At 61.8% G+C, this 25,917-nt stretch carries 26 protein-coding genes and 1 pseudogene; 15 read left to right on the forward strand and 12 right to left on the reverse strand.

Features of this window, described 5'->3' with window-relative positions:
- Positions 1-38 precede the first annotated feature (38 nt).
- A complete protein-coding gene (locus tag ROSMUC_RS11415; RefSeq protein ID WP_037273149.1) occupies positions 39-1,682 on the reverse strand; it encodes an ABC transporter substrate-binding protein in 1,644 nt (547 codons plus the stop codon).
- Between the two features lie 263 nt (positions 1,683-1,945).
- Here ROSMUC_RS11415 and aroC point away from each other — a divergent pair, with 263 nt between their 5' ends.
- Positions 1,946-3,049, forward strand: a complete 1,104-nt coding sequence (aroC, locus tag ROSMUC_RS11420) for a chorismate synthase (RefSeq protein ID WP_037273150.1) — start codon at positions 1,946-1,948, stop codon at positions 3,047-3,049.
- A gap of 53 nt (positions 3,050-3,102) precedes the next feature.
- Here the strand turns inward: aroC and ROSMUC_RS11425 are convergent, their stop codons facing one another.
- Both ROSMUC_RS11425 and ROSMUC_RS11430 read right to left on the reverse strand, forming a co-directional pair.
- Positions 3,103-3,972 (reverse strand): DMT family transporter, encoded by an 870-nt coding sequence (locus ROSMUC_RS11425; RefSeq protein ID WP_037273996.1) that lies wholly within the window; start codon positions 3,970-3,972, stop codon positions 3,103-3,105.
- Between the two features lie 83 nt (positions 3,973-4,055).
- Complete coding sequence (locus ROSMUC_RS11430) at positions 4,056-4,697, reverse strand: ribonuclease T2 family protein (protein WP_037273152.1); 642 nt, start codon at positions 4,695-4,697, stop codon at positions 4,056-4,058.
- Between the two features lie 131 nt (positions 4,698-4,828).
- Here ROSMUC_RS11430 and ROSMUC_RS11435 point away from each other — a divergent pair, with 131 nt between their 5' ends.
- Positions 4,829-5,596 (forward strand): DUF1013 domain-containing protein, encoded by a 768-nt coding sequence (locus ROSMUC_RS11435; protein ID WP_037273155.1) that lies wholly within the window; start codon positions 4,829-4,831, stop codon positions 5,594-5,596.
- Positions 5,597-5,665: 69 nt separating this feature from the next.
- Here ROSMUC_RS11435 and ROSMUC_RS11440 read toward each other — a convergent pair whose 3' ends face one another.
- From ROSMUC_RS11440 to ROSMUC_RS11455, 4 genes are all read right to left on the reverse strand, one after another.
- On the reverse strand, positions 5,666-6,022 hold the full coding sequence (locus tag ROSMUC_RS11440) for a DUF1294 domain-containing protein (protein ID WP_037273158.1): 357 nt from the start codon (positions 6,020-6,022) through the stop codon (positions 5,666-5,668).
- A 51-nt stretch (positions 6,023-6,073) separates the two neighbouring features.
- The gene (gene recR, locus ROSMUC_RS11445) at positions 6,074-6,667 is read right to left on the reverse strand and encodes a recombination mediator RecR (RefSeq protein ID WP_037273160.1); all 594 of its coding nucleotides are present in this window, start codon (positions 6,665-6,667) and stop codon (positions 6,074-6,076) included.
- Between the two features lie 67 nt (positions 6,668-6,734).
- Complete coding sequence (locus ROSMUC_RS11450; RefSeq protein ID WP_037273999.1) at positions 6,735-7,079, reverse strand: YbaB/EbfC family nucleoid-associated protein; 345 nt, start codon at positions 7,077-7,079, stop codon at positions 6,735-6,737.
- Between the two features lie 104 nt (positions 7,080-7,183).
- Entirely contained in the window at positions 7,184-8,950 is a 1,767-nt protein-coding gene (locus ROSMUC_RS11455) for a DNA polymerase III subunit gamma/tau (RefSeq protein ID WP_037273162.1), read from the reverse strand.
- 133 nt (positions 8,951-9,083) lie between these two features.
- On the opposite strand from ROSMUC_RS11455, the gene ROSMUC_RS11460 reads away from it, so the two are divergent.
- From ROSMUC_RS11460 to ROSMUC_RS11500, 9 genes and pseudogenes are all read left to right on the forward strand, one after another.
- Positions 9,084-9,572: a phosphatase domain-containing protein gene (locus ROSMUC_RS11460; RefSeq protein WP_037273165.1), complete on the forward strand. Its 489-nt coding sequence runs from the start codon at positions 9,084-9,086 to the stop codon at positions 9,570-9,572.
- A 115-nt stretch (positions 9,573-9,687) separates the two neighbouring features.
- Positions 9,688-10,065 carry a fluoride efflux transporter CrcB gene (gene crcB, locus ROSMUC_RS11465; RefSeq protein ID WP_037274002.1) on the forward strand — a complete coding sequence of 126 codons (378 nt, stop codon included), beginning with the start codon at positions 9,688-9,690 and terminating at the stop codon, positions 10,063-10,065.
- Positions 10,062-11,106, forward strand: a pseudogene (locus tag ROSMUC_RS11470) (RluA family pseudouridine synthase). Before crcB ends, ROSMUC_RS11470 begins: the two are co-directional and overlap by 4 nt.
- Positions 11,103-11,777 (forward strand): HAD-IA family hydrolase, encoded by a 675-nt coding sequence (locus ROSMUC_RS11475; RefSeq protein WP_037273168.1) that lies wholly within the window; start codon positions 11,103-11,105, stop codon positions 11,775-11,777. Before ROSMUC_RS11470 ends, ROSMUC_RS11475 begins: the two are co-directional and overlap by 4 nt.
- Positions 11,778-11,780: 3 nt before the next feature.
- A complete protein-coding gene (locus tag ROSMUC_RS11480) occupies positions 11,781-12,503 on the forward strand; it encodes an ATP12 family chaperone protein (protein WP_037273170.1) in 723 nt (240 codons plus the stop codon).
- 204 nt (positions 12,504-12,707) lie between these two features.
- Positions 12,708-13,727, forward strand: coding sequence for an amino acid ABC transporter substrate-binding protein (locus ROSMUC_RS11485; RefSeq protein ID WP_037273172.1), 1,020 nt, complete (start codon positions 12,708-12,710; stop codon positions 13,725-13,727).
- A 121-nt stretch (positions 13,728-13,848) separates the two neighbouring features.
- Complete coding sequence (locus ROSMUC_RS11490) at positions 13,849-15,063, forward strand: amino acid ABC transporter permease (RefSeq protein WP_037274004.1); 1,215 nt, start codon at positions 13,849-13,851, stop codon at positions 15,061-15,063.
- Positions 15,064-15,065: 2 nt separating this feature from the next.
- Complete coding sequence (locus ROSMUC_RS11495) at positions 15,066-16,355, forward strand: amino acid ABC transporter permease (protein ID WP_037273175.1); 1,290 nt, start codon at positions 15,066-15,068, stop codon at positions 16,353-16,355.
- A 14-nt stretch (positions 16,356-16,369) separates the two neighbouring features.
- Positions 16,370-17,137, forward strand: a complete 768-nt coding sequence (locus ROSMUC_RS11500) for an amino acid ABC transporter ATP-binding protein (protein WP_008281687.1) — start codon at positions 16,370-16,372, stop codon at positions 17,135-17,137.
- 99 nt (positions 17,138-17,236) lie between these two features.
- Here the strand turns inward: ROSMUC_RS11500 and ROSMUC_RS11505 are convergent, their stop codons facing one another.
- Genes ROSMUC_RS11505 through argB form a run of 4 tightly spaced genes read right to left on the reverse strand, consistent with a single transcriptional unit; the run spans position 17,237 to position 20,395 of the window.
- Positions 17,237-18,352, reverse strand: a complete 1,116-nt coding sequence (locus tag ROSMUC_RS11505; protein WP_037273177.1) for an acetoin utilization protein AcuC — start codon at positions 18,350-18,352, stop codon at positions 17,237-17,239.
- 7 nt (positions 18,353-18,359) lie between these two features.
- A complete protein-coding gene (locus ROSMUC_RS11510) occupies positions 18,360-18,848 on the reverse strand; it encodes a SixA phosphatase family protein (protein WP_037273179.1) in 489 nt (162 codons plus the stop codon).
- Positions 18,845-19,480, reverse strand: coding sequence for a hypothetical protein (locus tag ROSMUC_RS11515; RefSeq protein WP_037273182.1), 636 nt, complete (start codon positions 19,478-19,480; stop codon positions 18,845-18,847). The genes ROSMUC_RS11510 and ROSMUC_RS11515 overlap by 4 nt, the downstream gene beginning before the upstream one ends.
- An 18-nt stretch (positions 19,481-19,498) precedes the next feature.
- On the reverse strand, positions 19,499-20,395 hold the full coding sequence (argB, locus tag ROSMUC_RS11520; RefSeq protein WP_037273184.1) for an acetylglutamate kinase: 897 nt from the start codon (positions 20,393-20,395) through the stop codon (positions 19,499-19,501).
- Between the two features lie 128 nt (positions 20,396-20,523).
- Between argB and ROSMUC_RS11525 the strand changes: the two genes are divergently transcribed.
- Positions 20,524-21,255, forward strand: coding sequence for an SDR family NAD(P)-dependent oxidoreductase (locus tag ROSMUC_RS11525; protein ID WP_037273186.1), 732 nt, complete (start codon positions 20,524-20,526; stop codon positions 21,253-21,255).
- 161 nt (positions 21,256-21,416) lie between these two features.
- Here the strand turns inward: ROSMUC_RS11525 and ROSMUC_RS11530 are convergent, their stop codons facing one another.
- Positions 21,417-21,896: a fasciclin domain-containing protein gene (locus ROSMUC_RS11530; RefSeq protein WP_037273189.1), complete on the reverse strand. Its 480-nt coding sequence runs from the start codon at positions 21,894-21,896 to the stop codon at positions 21,417-21,419.
- 382 nt (positions 21,897-22,278) lie between these two features.
- Between ROSMUC_RS11530 and ROSMUC_RS11535 the strand changes: the two genes are divergently transcribed.
- From ROSMUC_RS11535 to msrQ, 3 genes are all read left to right on the forward strand, one after another.
- Entirely contained in the window at positions 22,279-23,772 is a 1,494-nt protein-coding gene (locus ROSMUC_RS11535) for an FMN-binding glutamate synthase family protein (RefSeq protein ID WP_037274006.1), read from the forward strand.
- A gap of 78 nt (positions 23,773-23,850) precedes the next feature.
- On the forward strand, positions 23,851-24,765 hold the full coding sequence (msrP, locus tag ROSMUC_RS11540) for a protein-methionine-sulfoxide reductase catalytic subunit MsrP (protein WP_037273192.1): 915 nt from the start codon (positions 23,851-23,853) through the stop codon (positions 24,763-24,765).
- The gene (gene msrQ / locus ROSMUC_RS11545; RefSeq protein ID WP_037273194.1) at positions 24,765-25,367 is read left to right on the forward strand and encodes a protein-methionine-sulfoxide reductase heme-binding subunit MsrQ; all 603 of its coding nucleotides are present in this window, start codon (positions 24,765-24,767) and stop codon (positions 25,365-25,367) included. Before msrP ends, msrQ begins: the two co-directional genes overlap by 1 nt.
- Positions 25,368-25,917: the final 550 nt, after the last annotated feature.

Genomic DNA, 25,917 nt, shown 5'->3' on the forward strand with positions numbered 1-25,917 from the left:
GCCCGTGAGGGCGGCCTAAGTCTAGGCTTTGGGCGCGGTCAGACGTCGAGCCAGACCTTTTCATAGTGCATTTCGCGGAACTGATGCGCCTGCACACCTTTGACCTTGTCGGTGTGGTGCAGCGCCTGATTGCGCCAGAAAGGCTGAATCACGGCACCGCTGTCTTGCAGCATCGCTTGCAGCTTGGCCGAATATTCGCGGCGCTTGTCAGCGTCGAAAATGCCCAAGGCCTCATCCAGCAGCGCATCGAAATCGGGGTTTGTGTGGCCCGATTCGTTCCAGGCTTCGCCCGATTTATAGGCTAGTGCCAGCACTTGAACGCCCAGCGGGCGAGGACCCCAGTTGGTGGTCGAGAAAGGATACTTGGTCCAGTCATTCCAGAAGCTGGCCCCCGGAATAACCGTGCGTTTGACGTTGAACCCTGCCTGACGCAGCTGATCGCCGATGGCGTCAGTGGTGGTGGTCCGCCAGTCGCCATCAATCGAGATAATGTCGATCTCGGTATCTCCATGCCCTGCGGCGCGCGCCATTTCGATAGCCTTGGCCGGATCCGCCGTAATTGCCGGCAGTTCAGCATATTCCGGATGGAAGGGTGCCACATGATGATTTTCGGCCGGAATGCCCTCGCCATTGATTGAAATGGCCAGCAGCACGGCATTGTCGCAAGCCAGTTGGATGGCGTTGCGCAATTCCTTGCTGTCATAGGGTGCGGTATCGGCGCGCATGCGCGCGACGATGGTGTTGGCTGTGGGCTTGGATTGCTTCACCAGACCAAGCGCATCGTAGGATTCAATGAAATCGGCGGTGGATTCGTCGTTGATGTCGATTTCGTCGCCATCAAATGCCGCCACGATAGACGCGTTGTCCTCGCCAAAGTCGATAAAGCGGATCCCGTCGAGATAGACGTCGCCGCCCCACCATTTGCCATCTTCGCGGCGCTTGTATTCCGCCGCCACGCCAATTTCGATCGACACAAGCTCGAACGGGCCGGTGCCGATGGGAGCCTTGGCCAAGTCGCCATCTTCACCAAAGCTGGGGTGGACGCAGAGTGCCGGATAGTCGGACATGCCCGCGATGATGGTGATATCGGGGCGCGGCAGGTTGAGGCGGACGGTATAGTCATCGACCCGCTCAATCGCGCCCTCAATTGCCTTGTTGGTCTCGGGGTCAATCAAGGTCCCCATGCGCGAAGCCATGGAATTGCCTTCGGCGGCCTTGTCGCACCAACGGTTGAGGTTGTGGATGATGTCATCAGCGGTGAAGGCATCGCCATTGTTCCAAACGGCATTCTGACGAACCTTCAGCGTATAGGTCTTGGCGTCGTCGCTGACCTCCCAGCCTTCCAGCAGCATCGGCTGAAAGCTGAAATCAGAGGCCCAACGCACCATCGGTTCGCAGAATTGGCGGGCAAGGTTGCCCGGCTCGGTCCATGCATATTTGCGCGGATCGGTGATATCCATCACGCGGCTGGCCACGCGCAGCACGCCGCCTTTCTTGCCCTCATGCTCGTGCGCCTGTGCCGGAGCGGCGAGGCCCAGGAGGCCGTAAGCTGCCGTTGCCGAGGCACCAAAGGTCGAGGCAAGTGCCACGAATTCACGGCGGCTCATCTTGCCTGCGCGAGTGTCCTCGGCCATCTTGGCGACGATTGGGCGCACAGTCTCGTGCGATAGTTTGTTGGTCATTATCTTCTCCCTGTTGATCTTTATGTTGAGCGGCTGTCGTTTTTTGGACAGTCTTGTCGCTAGTGTTAGCAGGGCCTGCGCTCTGCACCAGTGTTTTCTGATTGATCCGGTTTCAATTGATTTGGGCAACCTCACCAGTCTGACACGGGGCAAAGACTACCTTGATTCGATCCCATAGATCGCCTGTTTGCGACAAAAGCCCGCCAAATTGGCTTGAGGCTGGCGCGGGCCGGGGCTAGATCAGCGCCAAAGGAGCCCCGCGCATGAGCCTCAACACGTTTGGACATCTGTTTCGTTTTACCACCTGGGGCGAAAGCCATGGGCCCGCGCTTGGGGCAACGGTGGATGGCTGTCCGCCGGGGGTGGCGCTGGACGAGGGGATGTTGCAGCACTGGCTGGACAAGCGCCGTCCGGGGCAGAACAAGAACATGACCCAACGCAACGAGCCGGACGCGGTGCGCATCCTGTCGGGCGTCTATGAGGGGCAGAGTACGGGCACGCCGATCCAGTTGATGATCGAGAACACCGATCAACGCTCGCGCGATTATGGCGAGATTGCCAAGACATTCCGCCCCGGACACGCCGATATTACCTATCACCTCAAATATGGCCTGCGTGATCCGCGCGGTGGTGGTCGGTCTTCGGCGCGCGAGACGGCGGCGCGGGTGGCGGCAGGCGGTGTGGCACGCGCGGCCTTGGCAGCATTGGTGCCGGGGGTCGAGATCAAAGGCTATATGGTCGCCATGGGCGAGATGGAATTGGACCGCGCGCGGTTCGACTGGGCTGCGATTGACGGCAATGATTTCTGGCTGCCCGATGCGGCAGCGGCTCCCGCATGGGAAGACTATCTGCAAACGCTGCGGAAGAAACACGATTCGGTCGGCGCGGTGATAGAAGTGGTGGCACGCGGAGTGCCCGCTGGTCTTGGTGCGCCGATCTACGGCAAGCTCGATACGGATCTGGCCGGCGCGATGATGTCGATCAACGCTGTCAAAGGCGTCGAGATTGGCGAAGGCATGGCCGCCGCGCGCCTCACCGGGAGCGCCAATGCCGATGAGATTTTCACGGGTGAAAACGGCCCGGAATTCGCCTCGAACCACGCGGGCGGTATCCTTGGCGGGATTTCCACGGGCCAAGAGATCGTTGTGCGGTTCGCGGTCAAGCCAACGTCTTCGATCCTGACCCCGCGCCAGTCGATCACTGTGGATGGAAACCCTATCGAGGTCGTGACCAAAGGGCGACATGACCCCTGCGTCGGTATCCGCGCGGTGCCGGTGGGCGAGGCGATGATGGCCTGCGTGATCCTAGACCATCTGCTGTTGCACCGTGGTCAAGTCGGTGACGGGCCGCGCGGAAGGATCGGCTGAGACCGTTTTCTTGAAAAGAAAACGGTCCGGAATCTTTCGAAAATTCCGGGCGCTCAGACCCGCCCTTGCCGGGACAGTTGCACCGCCAGAATCCCGCCCATGATCACCAAGACCCCGATCAGGTCGCCCAATCGCAGGGCTTCGTTCAAGAGCACAGCGGCGATCGCTACGCCAAAGAACGGGTTGAGGAAATGAAAGGTGGCGGCGCGTGTTGCGCCAATGCGCTCGACGAGCAGGAACCAGACCAACGTGGCGGCGAGGCCGGGAACGAGCGTGGTATAGAGAAACGCCACGACAAGCCGCGTGCTCCACTCGATTACGAGGGGTTCGGTGGCAAGGCCGATAGAGCCGGTCAGGACCGCGCCCACCATCATCTGCAATCCCACGACCATCAGAAAATTGCCCCCCGATGCCGCACCGCGCACCGCCAGCGTGGCAAAGGCCAATGCAAAAACCGCGATCACGCAGAGACCCACGCCATAGAGGTCCATCCCCCCCTGAAGCCGTGCGCCCATGATGATCACCACGCCGCCTAGCCCGGCAAAGAGGCCGAAAATACCGATCTTGCCCAGCCTCTCGCCCAGAAAGGCCCAGCTAAAGAATCCAACGATCAGCGGCATGGTCGACGCGATAATAGCCGCGAGTGATGCCTCGATCGTCTGCATCGCCACAAAATTCAGCCCGAGATAGAGCGCGTTCTGGCAAATGCCGAAAACGATCGTCGCACGCCATTGCGCGCGTGTCAGCCTCCAGCTCTGGCCCAGCATCAGCGCGATGGCGATGCCGATCAGCCCCGAGATCAAAAACCGCAGGCCAAGCGCACTCAGCGGTGGCGCGGCAGAAACGATGATCCGCGCCGAGGTAAAGGCCGAGGACCACATGAGCGCAAAGCCCAGCCCCATGAGGATTGCCCGGATGTCCATATCTTGCCTGTCCCGTCTGATGCGCGCGTTTGGCGCGACCATTCAGGAATTGCAAGCGGGGTTCAAGGGGCGATGCGGGATGATCACCGGATCGGATCAAAGAGCGCGTCGCGCATGGCGCAGTCGCGCACCACATCGACGCCGCAGGGCACCGGGGTCAGATCGCGCGAAAGACAAAGCCGCGCCTCTTGGATGCGTCCCTCGCGACAGGTGATGGTCAGCATGTCAGGCTCCAACCCCGGATTGGCCTTGAGAAACGCCTCTTCGACCACCTTGGCGGGCAGTTTCACTGGTTTGGTGAGCTTGCGAAATACCTCTGGCCGGGTGACACGGTCAAATGCCACGCGCGACAGCGCGAAATAGTCGGCGGCACTCAACCCCGAGCACGAGCCGTGTTTCTTCCATTGATACCAGGCAAGGCCCGCGCTTCCCATCACATCTTCCATCGCGCGGGTTATGGCGCGGGTGGGGGGCGCATGTGCGCTTTGGCAATGTTCTGGCCAGCCACGATGATACTGCGGCCAAAGCCCATGCAGAACCCAGCCGGTATCGGCGGCATCGTAACATTGTGTCGCGTCCCGCGCATCGCCCTCAAGCGCGCACCAGGTCGGCGACCAACTGAGGCTAAGTACATAGTAATCGAAGACGCCCGACCGGTGGGATTGCGCGGCAGCGGACAAGGGCAGCAAGAAAAGGCAAAGAAACAAGGCAACGGACACACGCATTCTTAGGTCTTTCATTTTATCGGCAAGGCCAGTATAAGGCCGCCAAGTTCCCCTACAATGGAAACCCGTTCCGGCCCGCCGGAACCGCCTTTCAGGCGCCGGGGAAGTTTTGGGTAAAGGAGACCTGAGAAATGTCAAAGCCGATCATGGCCAAGGCCACAGCTGTCTGGCTGGTGGACAACACGACGATCAGTTTCAAGCAGATTGCAGATTTCTGCGGCATGCACGAATTGGAAGTGCAGGGGATCGCCGATGGCGATGTGGCCGCAGGTGTTAAAGGCTTTGATCCGATTGCCAACAATCAGTTGACGCAGGACGAGATCGACCGCGCCCAAGCAAGCCCGCTACACAAGCTCAAGCTCAAGTTCAATGCCGCTGCCCAAGGCGAAGAGACCCGGCGCGGCCCGCGGTACACTCCGCTGTCGAAACGGCAGGATCGCCCCGCGTCGATCTTGTGGCTCGTCAAGTTCCATCCCGAACTGGCCGACAGCCAGATTGCGCGCCTTGTGGGCACGACGAAGCCGACCATTCAGGCGATTCGCGAGCGCACACATTGGAACATCGGCAGCATCCAACCGATCGACCCCGTGGCGCTCGGCCTGTGCAAACAGTCCGAGCTGGATGCCGCTGTGCAAAAGGCCGCGGCGAAAAAGGCCAAGGAGGGGGCGGCGCTGACCGATGACGAGCGTCGCAAGCTCTTGAGCACCGAGCAGAGCCTCGAGGCTGATCTCGAGCCGCGCATGCCGACGGCAATGGAAGGGTTGGAGAATTTCACTCTCGGACAGGATTACCACCCGGAAGTGCGTGAAAAGAAATACGACGCAGACAGCTTCTTTAACCTGCCGGCCTCGGATGATGACGACGATGAGGAAGAGGACAGTGGCCGCCGTCGCCGTTGAGCCGGAAATTTTTGCAAATGTTCGAATGGCCCGTGAGGAAACTCCGGGCCATTTTCATGTGAACGGCGGTCAGGCTGCGGCTATCAAGCTGGCGGCAAGGCCGAGGACATAGCTGGTGGCCTCTGTCAGAATGTTCATGACCGAGGCGCGAAATTCGGGGAGGACGAGCGCCCCAAGAAAGCCGATATGCAGCACCGCAATGGCATTGAGCGAGGTGCGAAACGGTTCCTTGCGGGTCTTGTGGCGAAAGATGCCTTGGCCGGTCTTGGCCCCCAGCGATCCGCCGATCAGGCAGAGTGTCAACAACGTGCTCTCGGGTATGCGCCAGCGCCGCTCGATGGCGCATCGCTTGTCCCACCAGAACAGCGCCAGCGTGAGCAGGTTGAGGGCCAAAAGATAGAGCAGGATCAAGGTCAGTGGCGACATGGCTTTGAATATTGGTTCATCGACTTGGGAGCGCGTAAAGATCAGGGCGGGTCACAGACGCTTGCGGGCCGCGAGGGCCGCGCTGATCGTGCCGTCGTCGAGATAGTCCAACTCGCCGCCAATGGGAACACCTTGTGCGAGGGACGTAAGCGTGACTTTGCCGTCAAGCTGATCCGCGATGTAATGCGCGGTGGTCTGCCCTTCGATCGTGGCATTGAGGGCCAGAATCACCTCGGTGATTTCCTCTGCCTCGACCCGCGCCATCAGGGCCGGAATACGCAAAACCTCGGGGCCAACCTGATCCAGCGCCGAGAGTGTACCGCCCAGCACATGATACCGCCCTTTGAAGGCCTGTCCACGTTCCATCGCCCAAAGATCGGCCACATCCTCAACCACGCAGATCTGGCCATTTGCGCGTTTGGTATTGGTGCAGATGTCGCAAATCTCGGTGGTGCCGATATTGCCACAGGTGACACATTCCCGCGCTGTATCCGCGACGGTCTGCATCAATCGCGCCAGAGGCGAGAGCAACAATGCGCGCTTGCGGATCATGTGTAGAACTGCGCGCCGGGCCGACCGGGGGCCAAGCCCCGGAAGGCGGGCCATCATGTCTATGAGGGCGTCTATGTCGCGGGTGCTGCTCAATCTCTGGCTCCGCTCAGGGGACAGGCGTTGGTGTTTTTGAGTATTTAGGCCAAAAAGAAACAGCGTCTCAGAAAGGCAACTTCATGTCCTTGGGCAGGCCCATGCCTTCGGTGATCTTGCCCATTTCCTCTTGCGCGCGGGCCGATGCCTTGGCCTGTGCGTCCTTGATCGCGGCGAGGATCAGATCCTCGACGACCTCTTTGTCATCGGAGTTGAAGATAGAGGGGTCAATGTCGAGCGCCTTGAGCTCCCCCTTGGCGGAGCAGGTCGCCTTGACCAGACCGGCACCGGATTCACCCGTCACCATGATCGTGTGCATTTCTTCCTGCAACGCGGCCATCTTCTTTTGCATTTCCTGCGCGGCCTTCATCATCTTGGCCATGTCGCCCATCTGGCCCAAACCTTTGAACATGCTGTGATCTCCTGTGGCTTTGGCCCTCGGGTCGGGCCATGGAATGAGGATGCTGTCTTTAAACATATCTGCAGGGGAATGGCGACATGCAAGAGCGGCGCGGTTCAGTCCTCTTCAAACGGATCCCATTCATCCTCAACCTCTGGCAGAGCCTCGGTCTCGGCGTGGGTTGCGATGTCTTGGACCGTTTTAACGCGAGCGATCTTGGCTCGTGGAAAGGCAGCAAATACCGCCTGCACCAGCGGATGTTGCCGGGCCTCGGTCTCGGCTGCATCCTCGGCCGCGTGGCGCGCCTCGAGAATGGTGGGGGCGGTGGCCGAATTCACGAGAGTTACGGCCCAGCGATTTCCGGTCCAGCGTTGCAGTGCGCCGCCGAGACGCTGCGCCAGATCACCGGGGGCATCTGGCGTGGGGGTGAATTCGATCCGGCCTGGGCGGTAATTGGCAAGGCGGATAGAGCCCTCGACCTCAAGAAGGAGTTTCACGTCGCGATTGGCGCGAATGAGCTCCAGCACATGCTCGAAGGTGGGATAGCGCGCCAGCGCCTCTTCCGGGTCTTGGGCCAAAAGGGGCGAGGCGCCGCCTTGTGACACGGGGCCAGTCGGGCCGGAATGGGTAAGCGTGTAGCTTTGGCCTTGGGCATGGGGGGTTTGGTTCTGAGCAGTTTGAGGGCGTGCGCCCCCGCCACTGCCGGGTCCGGTGGGCGGCGCGTCTTGCAGGCGGCGCACGAGGTCCTCCGGTGTGGGCAGGTCGGCCACATGGGTCAGACGGATCACTGCCATTTCGGCAGCCATCATCGCATTGGGCGATTGCCCGACCTCATCCAGCGCCTTGAGCAGCATTTGCCACATCCGGGTGAGAACGCGCATCGGCAGCGATGCGGCCATGTCGAGCCCGCGTGCACGCTCGTCCGGGCCGATGGTGGGATCGTTGGCTGCGTCAGGGGTGATTTTTACAACGGAAACCCAATGGGTTATCTCGGCCAAGTCGCGCAGGACCGCCAGCGGATCGGCACCTTCGGCATATTGCGCGCTGAGTTCGGAGAGCGCGCCAGCCGCATCGCCCCGCAGGATCATGTCGAAGAGGTCGAGCACCCGACCACGGTCCGCGAGCCCGAGCATGGCGCGCACCTGATCCGCCGTGGTTTCGCCGGCGCCATGGGAAATCGCCTGATCCAGCAGAGAGGTCGCATCGCGGGCGGAGCCCTCTGCCGCGCGTGTGATAAGGGCCAGCGCGTCATCGGTGATTTGCGCACTTTCCCGGTCGGCGATGCGGCGCAGCAGCGCGATCATCACCTCGGGCTCGATCCGGCGCAGGTCAAAGCGTTGGCAGCGCGACAGCACCGTCACCGGCACCTTGCGGATTTCGGTGGTGGCGAAAATGAACTTTACATGCGCGGGCGGCTCTTCCAGCGTCTTGAGCAAGGCGTTGAAGGCATTGACTGAGAGCATGTGCACTTCGTCGATGATATAGATCTTGTAACGCGCTGATGCCGCGCGATAATTCACGCTTTCGATGATCTCGCGGATGTCGCCCACGCCGGTGCGGGAGGCCGCGTCCATCTCCATCACATCGACATGTCGGCCCTCCATGATGGCGCGACAATGTTCGCACTGGCCGCAAGGCTCGGTCGTGGGGCCACCCTGCCCATCGGGGCCGATACAGTTCATGCCCTTGGCGATGATGCGGGCCGTCGTGGTTTTGCCGGTGCCACGAATCCCAGTCATTATAAAGGCTTGCGCGATGCGGTCGGCCTGAAATGCGTTCTTGAGGGTGCGCACCATCGCGTCTTGTCCGACCAGATCGGCAAAGGTTTCGGGCCGGTATTTCCGCGCGAGAACCTGATAGCCGGGGGTTGGGGTGTCGGACATTGGGTGCCTTTGCGGGATTCGGATACGCCCGTAACGTAAGGCGGGGGGGCGGAGGCGTCCACCTTGCTTTTTGCGAGCGATATGACAAAGCTGAAGGCAGGCAGAGGAAAATTGCGATCAAGGTGTTGGCTGCGTGAGTGATTTCATCATCTACGCCCTGCGGGTTGGCGGGGGCACTCTGGCGCTGGCGCCCTTGCCGGGGGCGGCGGGGAACTATGCCGCCGACCTCGCGCATATCCGTGACTGGAAGCCAGCCATGGTGGTATCCCTGACCACGCCCGCCGAGATGTTGAGTGCGGGGGCCGAGACCCTAGGCAATGACGTGCAGGAGGCGGGGACCCGATGGGTGGCATTTCCAATCCCGGATTTCGGCGTGCCGGACCCCAGTCAGATCGAGGCGTGGAGTAAGACCAGTCACGATATTTCCCGCGCTCTGGCCGGGGGCGGGCGGGTTCTGGTGCACTGCCGGGGGGGCTGCGGACGGTCGGGAATGGTGGCGCTGCGCTTGATGATTGCGCAGGGTGAGGAGCCTGAGGCGGCGCTGGAGCGATTGCGCCATATCCGGCCCTGCGCGGTGGAAACCGAGGCGCAATTGCGCTGGGCGCGGCGTGGGGCGGGCTGAGCGTCGGCTTACGAACCTTACAAAATCGTGCGAATTTGTGCAGGTCTGGTGCCTTGCGCTGCTAGACCGGGTGGCGCGCTTGACAAACCACCATCCGCGCGCGACAGACGCGGGCATGATGACAGCTTTCCTTCAGGTGGCCGTAGGAGGCGCGATCGGCTCTTGCTTGCGCTACAGCGTGGTGCTCCTGGCACAGCGTTGGACCGCGCCGGGTTTCCCGGTGGGCGTGCTCGGTGTTAATATCGTCGGGTCGTTCCTGATGGGGCTGGCGGTAGTGATCCTTGCGCAGCGGGGGACAGGGCAGATGAGCCCCTTGGTCATGACCGGCCTCTTGGGCGGGTTCACGACGTTTTCGGCGTTCTCGCTCGAAGCCTTCAGTCTCTGGGAGCGAGGGCAGGCGATGGCGGCTTTGGGATATGTCGGCCTGTCGGTGGGATTGTCCATCGGGGCCTTGATTTTGGGCGTCTGGCTGGCGCGGGGGTTTTTCGCATGAGCGGTGTGCAGACGCGGGTTGTTGGACCGGATGAGGGCGATCAGCGGTTGGACCGGTGGATCCGGCGGCTGTTTCCGCATGTCGGCCAAGTGCAGATCGAGAAGATGTGTCGCAAGGGCGAGTTGCGGGTTGATGGCGGGCGGGTGAAACCGGCGACGCGGCTGGAAGTGGGACAGAGCGTGCGTGTTCCCCCCTTGCCCGATGTCGATGAGCGCCCCACGGGGGCCTTGGCGCGGATCAGCCCGGCGGATGCCAAGATGATCCAGTCCTGTGTTATCTATCGCGACGATCACATCATTGCGCTGAACAAGCCGCCGGGCCTGCCGGTGCAAGGCGGCAGCAAGCAGTTGCGGCATGTGGACGGGTTGGCGGAGGCGCTGCGTTTTGGCGCCGAGGACAAGCCGCGTCTGGTGCATCGCCTGGACAAGGATACGTCGGGCGTATTGCTTCTGGCGCGCACCCGCGAGGCGGCCAAGGGCCTGACGGCAGCGTTCCGGCATCGCAACACGCGCAAGATTTACTGGGCGGCCGTGGCGGGCGTGCCCACGCCGCGCATGGGCACGATCCGATTTGGTCTGGTCAAGGCACCGGGCCATGGAGCCAAGGGCGAGGGCGAAAAGATGCTCTGCCTGCATCCGCGCGACATTGACGCCACGCCGGGGGGCCAAGCCCGCGACCACCGATTATGCCGTGATCGAGGCGGCGGGCGCGCGCACGGCGTGGATGGCGCTGATCCCGGTGACGGGGCGGACACATCAGCTGCGCGCGCATATGGCCGAGATCGGGCATCCCATCGTCGGCGATGGCAAATATGGCGGATCAGGGCAGGAGAACCTTGGCGATGGCTGGGGCGCGCAGCTGGGCGGTGATGTGAGCCGCAAGCTGCATCTGCATGCCCGGTCGCTCAAGATCGAGCATCCTGTAACGCGGGCCATTCTGCATATTACCGCCCCCTTGCCCGAGCATATGGCGCGGACATGGGACCTGTTTCAATGGGTGCCGTCCGAGGCGCCGGAGGACCCGCTCGAGGATATGGCATGAGCCGTCCCTTGCATCTGGTGATTTTTGATGTCGATGGCACGCTGGTAGATAGCCAAGGCGATATTCTGGCGGCGATGCGGTCCGCGTTTGATCGCGCGGGAGAGCCTGCACCGGAGCGCGAGGTGATCCTGAGCATTGTCGGTCTGTCGCTTGATGTGGCGATCCCGCGTCTGGCGCCGCACCTGCCCGGCGATGTGCAGGCGCGCATCGTGGCGTGGTATAAAGAGGCCTATATGGGATTGCGATTAGAGACTGGCGTGCAAGCCTCCTCTCCGCTCTATCCGCATGCGCTCGATACGCTCAAGGCGCTGCATGCGGTGCCCGAGACCTTGCTGGGCGTGGCCACCGGCAAATCGGCGCGGGGACTCGACAAGCTTTTGGATGGGCATGACCTACGGTCGTATTTCGTCACGCGGCAGGTGGCGGACCATCATCCGTCAAAGCCGCATCCCTCGATGCTGCGCGCCGCGCTGGCAGAAACCGGGGTGTTGCCGGAAAACGCGGTGATGGTGGGCGACACGAGTTTCGACATGGAGATGGCGCAGGCGGCGGGGATTGCGGGCATTGGTGTAGCCTGGGGTTATCACCGGCCTGACGCGCTGAGGGCTGCGCGCGAAATCGTGCAGGATTTCCGGGCGCTGCCCGAGGCGATTGCGCGGGTTTGGGGGTAGGCGATGAGCGAATGGAAAGCCAAGCGGTTCTGGAAAGAGGCGGGGGTTGTCGAGGAGGAAGGCGGATTTGGTGTGCGCCTGGATGGGCGCGCGGTGCGCACCCCGGCCAAGGCCGCGCTGATCGTGCCAACGCGTGCCCTGGCCGAGGCGATTGCCGCCGAGTGGGACGCGCAGGAGGGCAAGATCGACCCCGGCACGATGCCCTATACCCGGTCTGCCAATGCCGCCATCGACAAGGTGGCGCGGCAGAAATCCGAGGTGGCAGAGATGCTGGCGGCCTATGGCGACAGCGATCTGATCTGTTATCGGGCAACCGGCCCCGTGGAACTGATCGAAAAACAGGCAAAGGCGTGGAATCCGCTCCTGGATTGGACCGAATCGGTCCTGTCTGCGAAGCTACTTGTGGTTGAAGGCGTGGTGCATGTGCCGCAGGATGCGGCAGCGCTGGCGCGGTTGCGGGCGCATGTTGACGCCCTTGATATATGGGCATTGACCGCATTTCACGATCTTGTGAGCCTGAGTGGCTCGCTTGTGATCGGATTTGCCGCGCTGGACGGGTTTTACCCCGCAGAAACGCTCTGGAACCTCTCGCGGGTGGATGAAACCTGGCAGGCAGAGCAATGGGGTAGCGACGAAGAGGCCGAAGAGATGGCGGCCAGGAAACAATCTGACTTTATTCACGCCAAGCGGTTTTATGATCTTTCGCGCAAGGATCGGGCAATCTGATCGCTGGGTGGCTGACGCAACGGCAAGGGCCGGTTTGGCCGGTGTTCCACATAGGGTTTGGTGAACAAAGACTTGACGTTTCGTGATGAATCCACACAAACTTGGCGTCACTGAGAGGGGTGAAAGCCCTGCCAACAGTGTCACAATGGGCCGATTGGCCCGACAAACCGCTCTTGAAGGGCGGATAATCAGGAAGAGGTAAACATGAAAAAAACCGTATTTTTGGGCGCGCTGACGGTGGCCGGCCTTGCGGCTGGCGCTTCTGCGGCTGCCACGTTGGATGACGTGAAGGCCCGCGGCAAGCTGAACTGTGGTGTGACCACCGGCCTCGTGGGCTTTGCCGCTCCCGATGCAAACGGTGTTTGGGAAGGTTTTGACGTGGCTGTGTGCCGTGCCGTTGCCGCCGCCGTGCTGGGCGATGGCAATGCCGTTGAATTCGTGCCGACCACCGGCAAGACACGCTTTACCGCGCTTGCCTCGGGCGAGATCGACATGCTGGCGCGCAACACCACCTGGACCTTTTCGCGCGACACCGACCTCAAGTTCGATTTCGTCGGCGTGAACTACTATGACGGTCAGGGTTTCCTTGTGCCCAAGTCGCTGGGTGTGAGCTCTGCCAAGGAGCTGGACGGCGCGACGGTTTGCATCCAGACCGGCACCACCACCGAGCTGAACCTTGCGGATTTCTTCCGTGCCAACAACATCAGCTATGAGCCGGTGCCGATCGAGACCAACGCCGAAGGTCAGCAGCAGTATCTGGCAGGCGCCTGCGATACCTACACGACCGATGCGTCGGGTCTGGCATCGACACGCGCCGCGTTCGAGAACCCGACGGATCACGTGATCCTGCCGGAAATCATCTCGAAAGAGCCGCTGGGCCCGCTGGTGCGCCATGGCGACAACGACTGGGGTGATATTGTGCGCTGGACGTTCTACGCGCTGGTCGCTGCCGAAGAAATGGGCATCACCTCGGCCAATATCGGCGAGTTGTCGGCGGCACCGGGTGCAAACCCGGAGATCAACCGTATCCTCGGCACCGAAGGTGAACTGGGTGCGATGATCGGCCTCGACAACGAGTGGGCCAAGCGCGCGATTTCCGTCGGCGGCAACTACGGCGAGATCTTTGAAAAGAACATCGGCGAAAAGACCCCGATCGGTCTAGCCCGTGGTCTGAACGCACAGTGGACGCAGGGCGGCATCATGTATGCCCCGCCGTTCCGTTAAGCGAACCTGACGAGGGGCGCGGGATACTTCCCGCGCCCTTTTCACCTTAAGACCACTTAAAAATCGGCCCACGGCAGAGATGCCGATAAAAATCCGGGTTGAAACACAGGGAAAATCCCAGATGACAACGATGACCGACCCTCCTAAGGCGTCGTTTCAGCTATCTATGCTGATTTACGATACGCGGTATCGCTCTTACACCTTCCAATTCATCGCGCTTGTTTTGTTGATGCTGCTGCTTGGCTATCTTGGGGCCAACCTTGTCAGCAATCTGGCCGCGCAGGGGCAGAACATTTCTTTCGACTTCCTGAGCAGCCCCGCGAATTACGACATCAACCAGCGGCCCATCGAGTACGACAGTCAGTCGAGCCACTTGCGCGCCTCGGTGGTGGGGGTGATCAACACGTTGATCGTGGCGTTTCTGGGCTGTGCGACGGCGACGGTTTTCGGGGTCACGGCCGGTGTGCTGCGGCTATCGCCCAACTGGCTGGTGCGCAAGCTGATGGCCTTTTATGTCGAGATCTTTCGCAACATCCCGGTGCTGATTTGGATCCTCATCATCTTTACCGTGATGACGGCTGTGATGCCCGCGCCCAACCAGTTTCGGGGTGAGAACCCGGATGCGTCGATGCTGTTCGATGCCTTTGCCTTTACCAATCGGGGGGTCTATGTGCCCGCGCCCGTCTGGGGGCCGGGATCGCTGGTGGTGGTTCTGACATTCCTTGCGTCGGTGATCGGCGTCTTTGCCTATCGCCGGTATGCGACCAAGCTGCTTTATGACACCGGGCGGCTCTTGCCGATGGGCTGGCCCTCGCTGGTGATCCTGTTCGTGCCGACGGTGTTGATCTATTTTGTGCTTGGTCAGCCGATCAGCCTTGCATACCCGGCGCTCAAGGGGTTCAACTTTGATGGCGGTCTTCATATTCGCGGCTCTTTGATCGCGCTGTGGTTCGCGCTGGCGATCTATACCGGCGCCTTCATCGCGGAAAACGTGCGCGCGGGTATTCAGGCGGTAAGCAAGGGGCAGACGGAAGCGGCGGCGTCGCTTGGCCTACGGCCCAAGCGGATCATGAACCTGGTGATCCTGCCGCAGGCACTGCGGGTGATCATCCCGCCACTGATTTCGCAATACCTGAACCTGACCAAGAACTCTTCGTTGGCGATTGCCGTGGGTTACATGGATGTGACCGGCACGCTGGGGGGTATCACGCTAAACCAGACGGGGCGCGCGATTGAATGCGTGCTGATGCTGATGTTGTTCTATCTGACGATCAGCCTCGCCATTTCGGCGATCATGAACGTCTACAACAACTCGATCAAGCTGAAGGAGCGTTGAGCATGTCCCGTGATCAATTCGCCTTTGTGCGCAAGCACATGCTGCCCGAAGCGCCGCCGCCTGCGACGCAAACCGGCGCTATCAAATGGCTGCGTGAGAACCTGTTTTCCTCGCCGGGCAATGCGTTGCTGACGATTGTGTCGGCCTATGTGGTGTTTCAGATTGTTATCTCGGCGACACCGTGGTTTCTGAACGGGGTTTGGGACAGCCCGAGCCTGTCGGCCTGTCGAGAGATTCTGGATGGCAAGACCGGGGCCTGTTTCGCGGTGCTGAGTGAGCGTTGGAACCAGCTCTTGTTCGGGTTCAAATATCCATCCGAGTTATACTGGCGTCCGGGTCTGGCGTTCTTGCTGTTGTTCATTGCTGCTGCACCGGTGCTCTTTGGCAAGATATTCCCGCGCAAGATGCTGATCTTTACCGGGCTTTACCCGTTCGTTGCCTATTGGCTGATTTGGGGCGGGTCCCTGATGGTGCCGATCTTTGCCCTCTTGGGCGTTCTGGTCGGTGCCTTCGTCTATCGCCGCATGGTGACGGTCAACGCTGGTATTGCCGTGATCGTCGCGTTCGTGGCGGCGCTCGTCTTCTGGATTCTGTCGGGCTATGTGACCGCGCCGATGGAAAATGTGCTGGCGATTGAGGCTGTGGCCTCGCGCGATATGGGCGGGTTCATGATCAACCTGATGCTGGGGGTGGTCTGTGTGTCGCTGTCCTTGCCCCTGGGCATCCTGCTGGCCCTCGGGCGGCAATCGAGCATGCCGATCATCAAGTGGATCTGCGTGGTCTTTATCGAGTTCATTCGCGGTGTGCCGCTGATCACGCTCTTGTTCGTGGCCAATGTGGTGCTGGCATATTTCCTGCCGCCGGGGACGAATTTCGACCTGATCCTGCGGGTGATCATCATGATCACGATGTTCTCTTCGGCCTATATCGCCGAGGTGATCCGGGGGGGGCTCGCCGCGCTGCCGCGCGGGCAATACGAGGCGGCGGATAGTCTGGGACTGGACTATGCGCAGGCGATGCAGCTGATCATTCTGCCGCAAGCGCTCAAGATCTCGATACCGGGCATCGTCAACGTGGCGGTGGGCCTCTTCAAGGATACGACGCTGGTCTCGGTCATCTCGATGTTCGACATCGTGGGCATGATCCGGGGTCCGATCCTGGCCTCGTCCGAGTGGAACGGGGTCTATTGGGAGCTCTTTGGCTTTGCCTGCGTCCTCTTCTTCATCACCTGCTACGGTATCTCGCAATATTCCCAGTGGCTGGAGCGTCAGCTTCGCACGGATCATCGGTAAGGAGGGTCACGGATATGGCCGCAGAAACACAAATGAATGTCTCGGATCAGGTTGCCGTCGAGATTACCAAGATGAACAAATGGTATGGCGCGTTTCACGTGCTGCGCGACATTGATCTGACTGTCTATCAGGGCGAGCGGATCGTGATCGCGGGTCCGTCGGGATCGGGCAAATCCACGCTCATCCGGTGCATCAACGCGCTGGAAGAGCATCAGAAGGGCAAGATCACGGTCGATGGCACGCTCTTGTCGAATGACCTCAAGAATATCGACAAGATCCGGTCAGAGGTTGGCATGGTGTTCCAGCACTTCAACCTGTTTCCGCATCTGACGATTCTGGAGAATTGCACGCTGGCCCCCATTTGGGTGCGCAAGACGCCCAAGCGCGAGGCCGAGGAAGTGGCGATGCATTTCCTGGAAAAGGTCAAGATCCCCGAGCAGGCCAATAAATATCCCGGCCAACTCTCGGGCGGGCAGCAGCAACGGGTGGCGATAGCACGCTCCTTGTGCATGCGGCCCCGGATCATGCTCTTTGACGAGCCGACATCGGCGCTCGACCCCGAGATGATTTCCGAGGTGCTGGATACGATGATCCAACTGGCCGAAGAGGGGATGACCATGCTCTGCGTGACCCACGAAATGGGGTTCGCGCGCAAGGTGGCGAACCGGGTGATCTTTATGGATCAGGGGCAGATCGTGGAGCAGAACGAACCGGAAGAGTTCTTCAACAATCCGCAGTCGGACCGGACCAAGCTGTTCCTGAGCCAGATTCTGGGGCACTGACGCAAGGATGGGGGCGCTGCCCCCGTCGCCTGACGGCGACTCCCCCGAGGTATTTGGGGCCAGATGAAAGGGGTGGCGCTCGTGCCGCCCCTTTTTTCGTCAGACCCAAGTGCTGCGGCGTGCGCGCAGATGTTGGACGGCTGTGCGCAGGTCATCGGCGATAGGGCCGGGGCGCGGGGCGTCGCGCAGCGTATCGATGAGGCTGTCGTCGGGTAGGGCCGGGCGGCGCGTCCATGAGAGGGCCGCAAGGATGGCGCGCGCGGGTTCGGGCAAGCGGTCGGGGATTTCGTAGGTGTTGAGCGTGGCCCAGACACCGGACCAGAGGCGGCCCACGGTCCAGGGATTGTAGCCGCCGCCGCCCAAGGTGAGGAGGCGCGGGGCGAGCGGGCGCAAGAGCGCCACCGCTTCCCAATGGGCGTTGTTGGAGAGGCAGAGGCGCGACAGCGGGTCTTCGGTCACGGCATCGGCACCGCATTGCAGGACGATGGCTTGGGGATGGAAGGCCTGCACGGCGGGAAGAATGACCTCGTGCAGGGCCATGGCAAAGCCGCTGTCATTGGTGGCGCGGGGCAGGGGCAGGTTGATGGCATGGCTGCCCGCGCGGTCGTCCAGCGTGCCGGTGAAGGGCCAGCGCCCGGCCTCGTGGGTGGAGATCATCAGCACGCGGGGCTCATTGGGAAAGGCCGCCGCGACCCCGTCGCAGTGATGCGCGTCGATATCGACATAGGCGATGCGGCTGAGGCCCTGGGCCAGAAACGCCTTGATCGCCAGCACCGGGTCGTTGAGATAGCAAAACCCGCCCGCGTGATCGGCCATGCCGTGATGGGTGCCGCCGCCGGAATTATAGGCCACGCCGCCCATGGCCAGAAGGTCGGTGGCGAGCAGGGAGCCGCCGGCGGCGGTGGCGGGGCGGCGGAACATTTCCCCAAAGATCGGGTTGGAGAGCGTGCCGATCTGGTGGCGGGCGCGGATTTCTGGTGTAACCTGACCGGATGTTTCGGCCGCTTGCAAGGCCGCGATATAGGCCGGGGTGTGCCATGCGGTCAGCGCCTGCGGCTTGGCGCGGGGGCTGGTGCGATACTGCGACTGCGGCAACCAGCCGAGAGCGCGGCAGAGGTCGATCACCGTGGGCACGCGCGGGATCGAGAGCGGGTGGCGCGCCCCGTAAGAGGAGCCGCGATAGATCTCTGATCCGATAAAGACGGGCGGTTGCATCTGCCGGTTATGGCAGGTCGTGGGGCGTGAGGAAATGCAGCGCAGAGCCGGTGCCGGGCTGGAGGGCGGACCAATCGGCGATGTCGAACTGCACCAACAGGGTGGCCCCGGTTGGGTAGTCTTCGAAACGATCGTGATCCGGAGCCTTGGCCACCAGAAGGGCCGCGAATTCGGCAATGCCGGGATTATGTCCCAGCATGAGGACAAGATCACCGCTGGCGCGGCGCAGGACCGCGAGCATCTCGTCCGCTTCGGCGAGATAGAGCGAGTCGATGAGGTCCGGTGCTGTGTCGAGCTTGAGCCGGGCGCAGGTTTCCCGGGTTCGGACAGAGGAGGAGCAGAGGATCTGGTCGGGGTGCAGGTTCTGCGCGCGGAGCCAGTGGCCGAGGGCTGTTGCGGCGCGGCGACCGCGCGCGTTGAGGGGGCGGGCGCTGTCTGGCAGGCGCGGGTCGCCCCAATCGGATTTGGCGTGACGCATGAGAAGGAGGGTCTTCATCCGAAATACCCCATGTGAAAGGCGGATTGCGCCTCGAGCCGGCCATAGGTTTGGCTGAGCGGGCAGGCGCGGCGCACCGCACAGCCGCGCGCGCGGCAGTCATTTCCGGGGCGGTCGAGATCGGATTTGCAGGCCGGGACGTTATAGGCGTCCGGGCGCAGGGCATCGACCGGGCAGGCGCGCAGGCAGGGCTGATCCGGGCAGGTGTCGCAGGGGCGCGGGCCGGAGGGCGGCAGGACAAAGCGGTCGCGAAAGGCGAGGGCCCCGCGATAGGAGATCATCAGACCGGCCGCGTCATGCACCAGAAGGCCCATGGGCGAGGGCCAGGCGCGGGCGCTGCGCCGCGCCCAATCGGTGAAGGGCTGCCAGGGGGGACCGGAAAAGGGGAAAAACGGCGTGGCCCCGAGCGCGTCAGCCATGGCGGTGATGACGCGGGCCGACCAGCGGTTCATCGGGTCGCGCGCGCCGTCGCGATATTCGGGCGTGGCGGTGAAATGATCCCAAAAGCCCGGCTCGGCGGGGCTGAGCAGCACTAGGGTTTGCAGGCCGGGCAGCTCATCGGGCGCCAGATGCAGCGCGCCCGAAGTGGTCAGGTGATGCGCGCCCGCAAGGTCAAAGAGCGCCGGGGGCATGGCGGGCACGCGCGCGGCTCAGCTCTGGCTGGAGCGGGGCACACGGGGGGTGTTGTTGCCCCGGATGAGCGAGCCTGCGCCATGTTCGGTGAAAAGCTCGAGCAGGGTGGCGTTGGGCGCGCGCCCGTCGAGGATGACCACCGCGCGCACGCCGCCCTCGATGGCGGCAAGGGCGGTTTCGGTCTTGGGGATCATGCCGCCCGCGATCACGCCGTCACGGGTCATCTGGCGAATCTGCTCGGCGCTGAGTTCGGTGACGACACGGCCCTCGCCGTCGCGCACCCCGTCGATGTCGGTGAGCAGAAGCAGGCGGTCGGCCTTGAGGGCGGCGGCCACGGCACCTGCGGCGGTGTCGCCGTTGATGTTGTAGGTCTCACCCTCGTGGCCCGCGCCCAAGGGGGCGATGACGGGGATCATATCGGCGGCAAAGAGCGTGTGCAGGATGGTGGGGTCAATCTCGGTCGGTTCGCCGACAAGACCCAGGTCGGGATGCGAGGGCGTGCAGGTGATGAGCCTTGCATCCTTGCCCGAGAGGCCCACGGCACGCCCGCCCTGACCGTTGATCGCGGCCACGATGCGTTTGTTGACCTGACCAGAGAGGACCATTTCCACAACTTCCATGGTGGCGGCGTCGGTCACGCGCTTGCCATTCACGAATTCCGACTTGATCTCCAGTTTCTCGAGCATCTGGTTGATCATCGGCCCGCCGCCATGGACGATCACCGGGTTGACGCCGACCTGGCGCATCAGCACCACGTCGCGGGCGAAGGTCTCCATCGCCTCGTCGCTGCCCATGGCGTGCCCACCGAGTTTGATCACGACAATCGCGCCGGTGTAGCGTTGCAGATAGGGCAGCGCCTCGGAGAGGGTGCGGGCGGTGGCGATCCAGTCGCGATTCATGTCTCTGGCCTTCATGCTGATCTCCGACGCGGGGTTGCGTCCTTCATTACAATCTGCGCGGGGTGGTGCCAAGGCCCGTTGCGGGCGGGCCGCAAAGCGCTAAGGTTGAGCGCAGGGGATCCCGCGAACGAAAGAGGGGGCGCATGTCCGAGACCAAAACGCTGTTGCTGACGGGGGCAAGTCGGGGGATTGGGCATGCCACGGTGCGGCGGTTCAATGCGGCGGGGTGGCGGGTGATCACCTGTTCGCGGCAGCCTTTTCCAGCGGAATGTCCCTGGGGAGGCGGGGCCGAGAACCATATCCAGATGGATCTGGCGGACCCCAATGACGTTATCGCCAAGGTCGAAGAGTTACGCGCGCGTTTGGGCGGGCGGCTGGATGCGCTGGTCAATAACGCGGGGATTTCGCCCAAGGGGCCGGAGGGTGAACGCTTGAATACGTTCAGCACGGATCTGCGGACCTGGGGGCAGGTGTTTCACGTCAATTTCTTTGCCTCGGTCGTGTTGGCGCGCAGTTTGCGAGATGAACTGGCGGCGGCGCGCGGCGCGGTGGTCAATGTCACCTCTATTGCCGGAAGCCGCGTGCATCCCTTTGCCGGCGCGGCCTATGCCACGTCCAAGGCGGCGTTGGTGGCGCTAACGCGCGAAATGGCGCATGATTTCGGCCCCTTGGGCGTGCGGGTCAATTCCATTGCCCCCGGAGAAATCCGCACCGCAATCCTGTCGCCGGGCACCGACAAGTTGGTCGAGAGCATCCCGATGCGGCGGTTGGGCGAACCCGATGAGGTGGCCAACACGATCTTTTTTCTCTGCTCCGAGGGGTCGTCCTATATTTCCGGGACAGAGATCGAGATCAACGGCGCGCAGCATGTCTAGAGCGGGTTTCGTCTGATCGGGGGCACATTGCCCCAACCTCTGAACCGGGGCGAGGTCCCGGGTCAAGCCCGGGACGGGTGTGGTTTCGAGTGAGGGCGACACGTGCTGACGAAACGGGGCGGCCCATGGGCCGCCCCGCCGCTGCCGATCGTGAGTGGTGGTTATTTCGGCAGGATGACGCTGTCGATCACGTGGATCACGCCGTTGCTGGCCTCGATGTCGGCCTGCACCACCTTGGCGCCATCGACGGTTACGCCATCGGTTGTGCCGATGGTCACGTCGGTACCCTGCACGGTGGTGGCGGTCATGCCATCCGAGAGATCGCCCGACATCACCTTACCCGGCACCACGTGATAGGTGAGGACGGCGGTCAACTTGTCCTTGTTCTCGGGCTTGAGCAGGTCCTCGACCGTGCCTGCGGGCAGGGCGGCAAAGGCATCATCGGTGGGAGCAAAGACGGTGAAGGGGCCTTCGCCCTTGAGCGTGTCGACAAGGTCAGCGGCCTGCACGGCGGCGACAAGCGTCGAGAAGCTCTCGTTGCCGGCGGCGATGTCGACGATGTCCTTGCCGTGGTTGTCGGCAAAGGCCGGGCCGGCCATCAGGGCGGCGGCGGTCAGGGCGAGATAGGTTCTGCGAAACATGGTTTGCGTCTCCGTTTAAGTGTTCGTTTTCACGACCCCGGGATCGGGATCATGTGAGGCTTACGGCACGGGACGGGGATTGGTTCACCGGGGGTTTCCGCCGATGCGGTTTGACCTGCGGGATCTGCCCGCTAAGCTGGGCCTGTCAGAAAATTCCAGTCACGTTTTTGTGAAGAGGCGGAAATTATCCCGTAGGCTGCGGGCCTTTCAGCCGGGTTTCCCGCCGTATCTGCGCGAGGCAGGCGAAAGGCCTGAATCGCGCCCGGATCTGATGAAACAAGGGGCGAAGACACCGTTTGCACGCTTGTTTGACACGCTGGAATGGCGCAGGTTGCGCGCGAGGCGCCTCTTGCGGCGTGGGCGGGATCATTGGAGTTTTCAGATGGGGTATGTGACGCAGATCCTAGAGGTTCTGGCGCTGTTGTTCGTGTTCGCCTTGGGCGCGGTCGTGCTGGCGGTGGTGCTGTTCTATATCCTCGACAGAACGCAACCCGGCGATGCGATCCGGCGCAATTATCCGGTGATCGGGCGGTTTCGGGGGCTGTTCACCAAGCTGGGCGAGTTCTTTCGCCAGTATTTCTTTGCCATGGACCGCGAGGAGATGCCGTTCAACCGCGCGCAGCGCGATTGGGTCAGTCATGCGACCAAGGGGGCCGGCAATACGATTGCCTTTGGCTCTACCCGTAATCTTGGGGTGCCGGGCACGCCCATCTTTGTGCCTGCGGTGTTTCCGCCGCTGGATGATCAGTTTGCAACCACGGCGCCAATGCAGATCGGGCCAACGGCGGCGATTCCCTATATGGCCAAGTCGATCTTCAACATCTCGGGCATGAGCTATGGCGCGATTTCGCGCCCGGCGGTCGAGGCACTGAGCCGAGGGGCGGCCAAGGCGGGCATCTGGCTCAATACCGGCGAGGGGGGGCTAAGCCCGTTTCATTTGGTTGGCAATTGCGATCTCGTCTATCAGATCGGCACCGCCAAATACGGTGTGCGCGATGCGCTGGGCAATCTGAGCGATGCGCGGCTGCGTGAGGTGTCGGACAATCCTTGCATCAAGATGTTCGAGCTGAAGCTGGCGCAGGGCGCCAAGCCCGGCAAAGGTGGCATCCTGCCCGGTGAAAAGGTCAACGATGAGATTGCCGCCATTCGCGGGATCGAGATCGGCAAAGACAGTATTTCGCCCAACCGGCACGCCGATATCAATGACTATGGCGAGCTGTTGGACGTGATCGGCCATATCCGGCAGGTGACGGGCCGCCCGGTCGGGTTCAAGACCGTGATCGGATCGTCCGAGGCATGGGAGCCACTCTTTGAGATGATCATGGCGCGCGGGCCGGATTGCGCCCCGGATTTCATTGCGATTGACGGCGGTGAGGGGGGCACAGGGGCTGCCCCTATGCCGCTGATGGATCTGGTGGGCATGCCCATTCGGGATGCGTTGCCGCGCATGGTCGATTTGCGGGATCGCTATGGGCTCAAAGAGCGCATTCGCATGATTGCGGCGGGCAAGCTGATCAATCCCGGCGATGTGGCCTGGGCGATTTGCGCAGGCGCGGATTTCGTCACCTCGGCGCGCGGCTTCATGTTCAGCCTCGGCTGTATTCAGGCGCTGAAATGCAATCGCAACACCTGTCCGACCGGCATTACCACCCATGACCCCTATTTGCAGCGCGGACTGGTGGTGGAGGACAAATACGTCAAGGTCGCCCATTACGCCAAATCGGTAATCAAGGAGGTTGAGACCATCGCCCATTCGGTCGGCGTGGCCGAACCGCGCCTGATGCGGCGGCGGCATGTGCGGCTGGTACAGGCGGATGGCACCTCGGTCGCGTTCAATAAAATCCGGCCAAGTTACAATGCGGACGCGGTATTGTGACCGCACGTTAAGACCCCTGTGCTGGCGAGGACCGTGTCTGTCTCTATATGTATACGGGGAACCCATAGGAGACATGACATGGCCCATCGCTGGAAAAACACCCTCAGTCTGAAGGACGTCACGCCCGAGTCGGCGTTTCTCAATCGCCGCCAGTTGATCGCCGGGGCGGCGGCGGGTGTGGGCCTCAGCCTTGGGGGACCGCGTGCGCGGGCCGAGACGCAGGCCGATACGTTGACGCCCAATGATTGGGACGACATCACCACCTATAACAATTATTATGAGTTCGGCACCGACAAGGGCGATCCGGCTCGTAATGCACGCACGCTGACGGTGTCACCCTGGAGCGTGACGATCGACGGTCTGGTGGACCGTCCCGGCGCCTATGACTTTGACGAGATCATGGCCAAGATGACCATCGAGGAACGGCTCTACCGGTTCCGCTGCGTCGAGGCCTGGTCGATGGTCGTGCCGTGGAACGGATTTGAACTGGCCGACCTCCTCGATCTGGCGGGCGTCCAGAGCGCCGCGAAATACGTGGCCTTCGAGACCGTATTGCGCCCCGATGAAATGCCGGGGGTGCGCTATCCGGTGCTCGACTGGCCCTATGTCGAGGGGCTGCGTCTGGATGAGGCGCTGCATCCGCTGACGATCATGGCCACGGGCATTTATGGTCGCGACATTCCCAATCAGAACGGTGCGCCGCTGCGTCTGGTGGTGCCATGGAAATACGGGTTCAAGTCGATCAAGTCGGTGGTGCGGATCACCCTGACCGACAAGGAGCCGCCGACAAGCTGGAACAAGGCCAATGCCCGCGAGTATGGCTTCTATAGTAACGTGAACCCCGAGGTGAATCACCCGCGCTGGTCGCAGGCCTCGGAACGGCAGATTGGCGGCGGGCTGTTCTCTGCGCGCGTGCCCACGCTCATGTTCAACGGTTATGGGGATGAGGTGGCGGGGCTCTATGCCGGCATGGACCTGAAAAAGAACTTCTGATGCTGCAGGACCGGATCAACGGGTTGGCGCGGCAGGTGCCGGTCTGGGCGGTGTGGTTGCTTGGGCTCGTACCGGCGGTCTGGACCTTCTATCTGGGTCTGACCGGCGGGCTTGGGGCCGAACCGATCAAGGCGCTGGAGCGCGAGCTGGGTGAGGTCGCCTTGCAGCTGGTGATCCTTGGTTTGTGCATCACTCCGCTGCGCCGTTATCTGGGCGTTAACCTGATCCGGTTTCGCCGGGCGGTGGGATTGCTGGCCTTTACCTATGTGTCCCTGCATCTGCTGGTCTGGCTGGTGCTGGATGTGCAGATCTGGGCACAGATATGGGCGGATATTCTCAAGCGGCCCTATGTGACGGTCGGCTTTACCGCGTTCCTAATGATGATCCCCTTGGCGCTGACCTCGAATGACCTGTCGCTGCGGCGGCTGGGGCCGCGTTGGCGGGTGTTGCACCGGCTGACCTACGCGGTGGCGATTCTGGCTGCGGTGCATTTCATCTGGCTGAGCAAAGGCTTTCAGATCGAACCGCTGGTCTATCTGGCCGTGATTCTGGCTCTGTTGGGGCTGAGATGGCGACCGATGCGCCAGAGTCGTCGGGTTTGAGTCGGACGCTCGTGGCCGGATTTACTGGGTTTTGGGGGTAAGTCTGTGGATAACCCCAGATGTAGGAGAGAGTCGCAATTTCCGTGAGTAATAATGTTACGCGAGGCGCCGAAAATCTTGCCGATCTTTCCCCTAACCCCTTAATATTCCGTAAAAAACCGGGTTCGTGAAAAAAAGATGACAAAAGCCAAAAAAAGGGGTTGCGGGTCTGAGCCTCTAACCGTAAATACCCCTTCACCGGCGCTGCTGAGGCGGTTGCTGGGACGCGGAACGGAGTTGAGCGGAAGCTTGGTGAAGTTAGGCGGATAGAAATTCTGAGGTAGGATTGGCGGGTTGCGCTAGGTAGTTTGGCGCTCTCGGTTGATTTTGTCTCGACGCTCTTTGAAAATTTGATGACTGAAGAGATATGTGGGCGGTTTGGTTCATTTCGATGGATCAACGTCTGTATATCAACGCTACTAGGGTTTCGGCCCGATGATGTAGTGTCAGCTTCACTGTCTTGTATGGACTTCGGTTTCTTTGGAAACTGATGTGCATCAGACAGATGACT

The sequence above is a fragment of the Roseovarius mucosus DSM 17069 genome, assembly GCF_000768555.3.
Classification (GTDB): domain Bacteria; phylum Pseudomonadota; class Alphaproteobacteria; order Rhodobacterales; family Rhodobacteraceae; genus Roseovarius; species Roseovarius mucosus.

Excerpts from the sequence above, each read along its gene's own strand:
- ROSMUC_RS11505 (WP_037273177.1), bottom strand. The coding sequence starts at position 18,352 with ATGCAACCGCCCGTCTTTATCGGATCAGAGATCTATCGCGGCTCCTCT.
- argB (WP_037273184.1), bottom strand. The coding sequence starts at position 20,395 with ATGAAGGCCAGAGACATGAATCGCGACTGGATCGCCACCGCCCGCACC.
- ROSMUC_RS11500 (WP_008281687.1), top strand. The coding sequence starts at position 16,370 with ATGGCCGCAGAAACACAAATGAATGTCTCGGATCAGGTTGCCGTCGAG.
- ROSMUC_RS11430 (WP_037273152.1), bottom strand. The coding sequence starts at position 4,697 with ATGCGTGTGTCCGTTGCCTTGTTTCTTTGCCTTTTCTTGCTGCCCTTG.
- ROSMUC_RS11475 (WP_037273168.1), top strand. The coding sequence starts at position 11,103 with ATGAGCCGTCCCTTGCATCTGGTGATTTTTGATGTCGATGGCACGCTG.
- ROSMUC_RS11530 (WP_037273189.1), bottom strand. The coding sequence starts at position 21,896 with ATGTTTCGCAGAACCTATCTCGCCCTGACCGCCGCCGCCCTGATGGCC.
- ROSMUC_RS11485 (WP_037273172.1), top strand. The coding sequence starts at position 12,708 with ATGAAAAAAACCGTATTTTTGGGCGCGCTGACGGTGGCCGGCCTTGCG.
- ROSMUC_RS11525 (WP_037273186.1), top strand. The coding sequence starts at position 20,524 with ATGTCCGAGACCAAAACGCTGTTGCTGACGGGGGCAAGTCGGGGGATT.
- msrQ (WP_037273194.1), top strand. The coding sequence starts at position 24,765 with ATGCTGCAGGACCGGATCAACGGGTTGGCGCGGCAGGTGCCGGTCTGG.
- ROSMUC_RS11490 (WP_037274004.1), top strand. The coding sequence starts at position 13,849 with ATGACAACGATGACCGACCCTCCTAAGGCGTCGTTTCAGCTATCTATG.
- ROSMUC_RS11450 (WP_037273999.1), bottom strand. The coding sequence starts at position 7,079 with ATGTTCAAAGGTTTGGGCCAGATGGGCGACATGGCCAAGATGATGAAG.
- crcB (WP_037274002.1), top strand. The coding sequence starts at position 9,688 with ATGATGACAGCTTTCCTTCAGGTGGCCGTAGGAGGCGCGATCGGCTCT.
- ROSMUC_RS11435 (WP_037273155.1), top strand. The coding sequence starts at position 4,829 with ATGTCAAAGCCGATCATGGCCAAGGCCACAGCTGTCTGGCTGGTGGAC.
- ROSMUC_RS11480 (WP_037273170.1), top strand. The coding sequence starts at position 11,781 with ATGAGCGAATGGAAAGCCAAGCGGTTCTGGAAAGAGGCGGGGGTTGTC.
- ROSMUC_RS11510 (WP_037273179.1), bottom strand. The coding sequence starts at position 18,848 with ATGAAGACCCTCCTTCTCATGCGTCACGCCAAATCCGATTGGGGCGAC.
- ROSMUC_RS11425 (WP_037273996.1), bottom strand. The coding sequence starts at position 3,972 with ATGGACATCCGGGCAATCCTCATGGGGCTGGGCTTTGCGCTCATGTGG.
- ROSMUC_RS11495 (WP_037273175.1), top strand. The coding sequence starts at position 15,066 with ATGTCCCGTGATCAATTCGCCTTTGTGCGCAAGCACATGCTGCCCGAA.
- ROSMUC_RS11515 (WP_037273182.1), bottom strand. The coding sequence starts at position 19,480 with ATGCCCCCGGCGCTCTTTGACCTTGCGGGCGCGCATCACCTGACCACT.
- msrP (WP_037273192.1), top strand. The coding sequence starts at position 23,851 with ATGGCCCATCGCTGGAAAAACACCCTCAGTCTGAAGGACGTCACGCCC.
- ROSMUC_RS11415 (WP_037273149.1), bottom strand. The coding sequence starts at position 1,682 with ATGACCAACAAACTATCGCACGAGACTGTGCGCCCAATCGTCGCCAAG.
- ROSMUC_RS11440 (WP_037273158.1), bottom strand. The coding sequence starts at position 6,022 with ATGTCGCCACTGACCTTGATCCTGCTCTATCTTTTGGCCCTCAACCTG.
- ROSMUC_RS11535 (WP_037274006.1), top strand. The coding sequence starts at position 22,279 with ATGGGGTATGTGACGCAGATCCTAGAGGTTCTGGCGCTGTTGTTCGTG.
- aroC (WP_037273150.1), top strand. The coding sequence starts at position 1,946 with ATGAGCCTCAACACGTTTGGACATCTGTTTCGTTTTACCACCTGGGGC.
- ROSMUC_RS11455 (WP_037273162.1), bottom strand. The coding sequence starts at position 8,950 with ATGTCCGACACCCCAACCCCCGGCTATCAGGTTCTCGCGCGGAAATAC.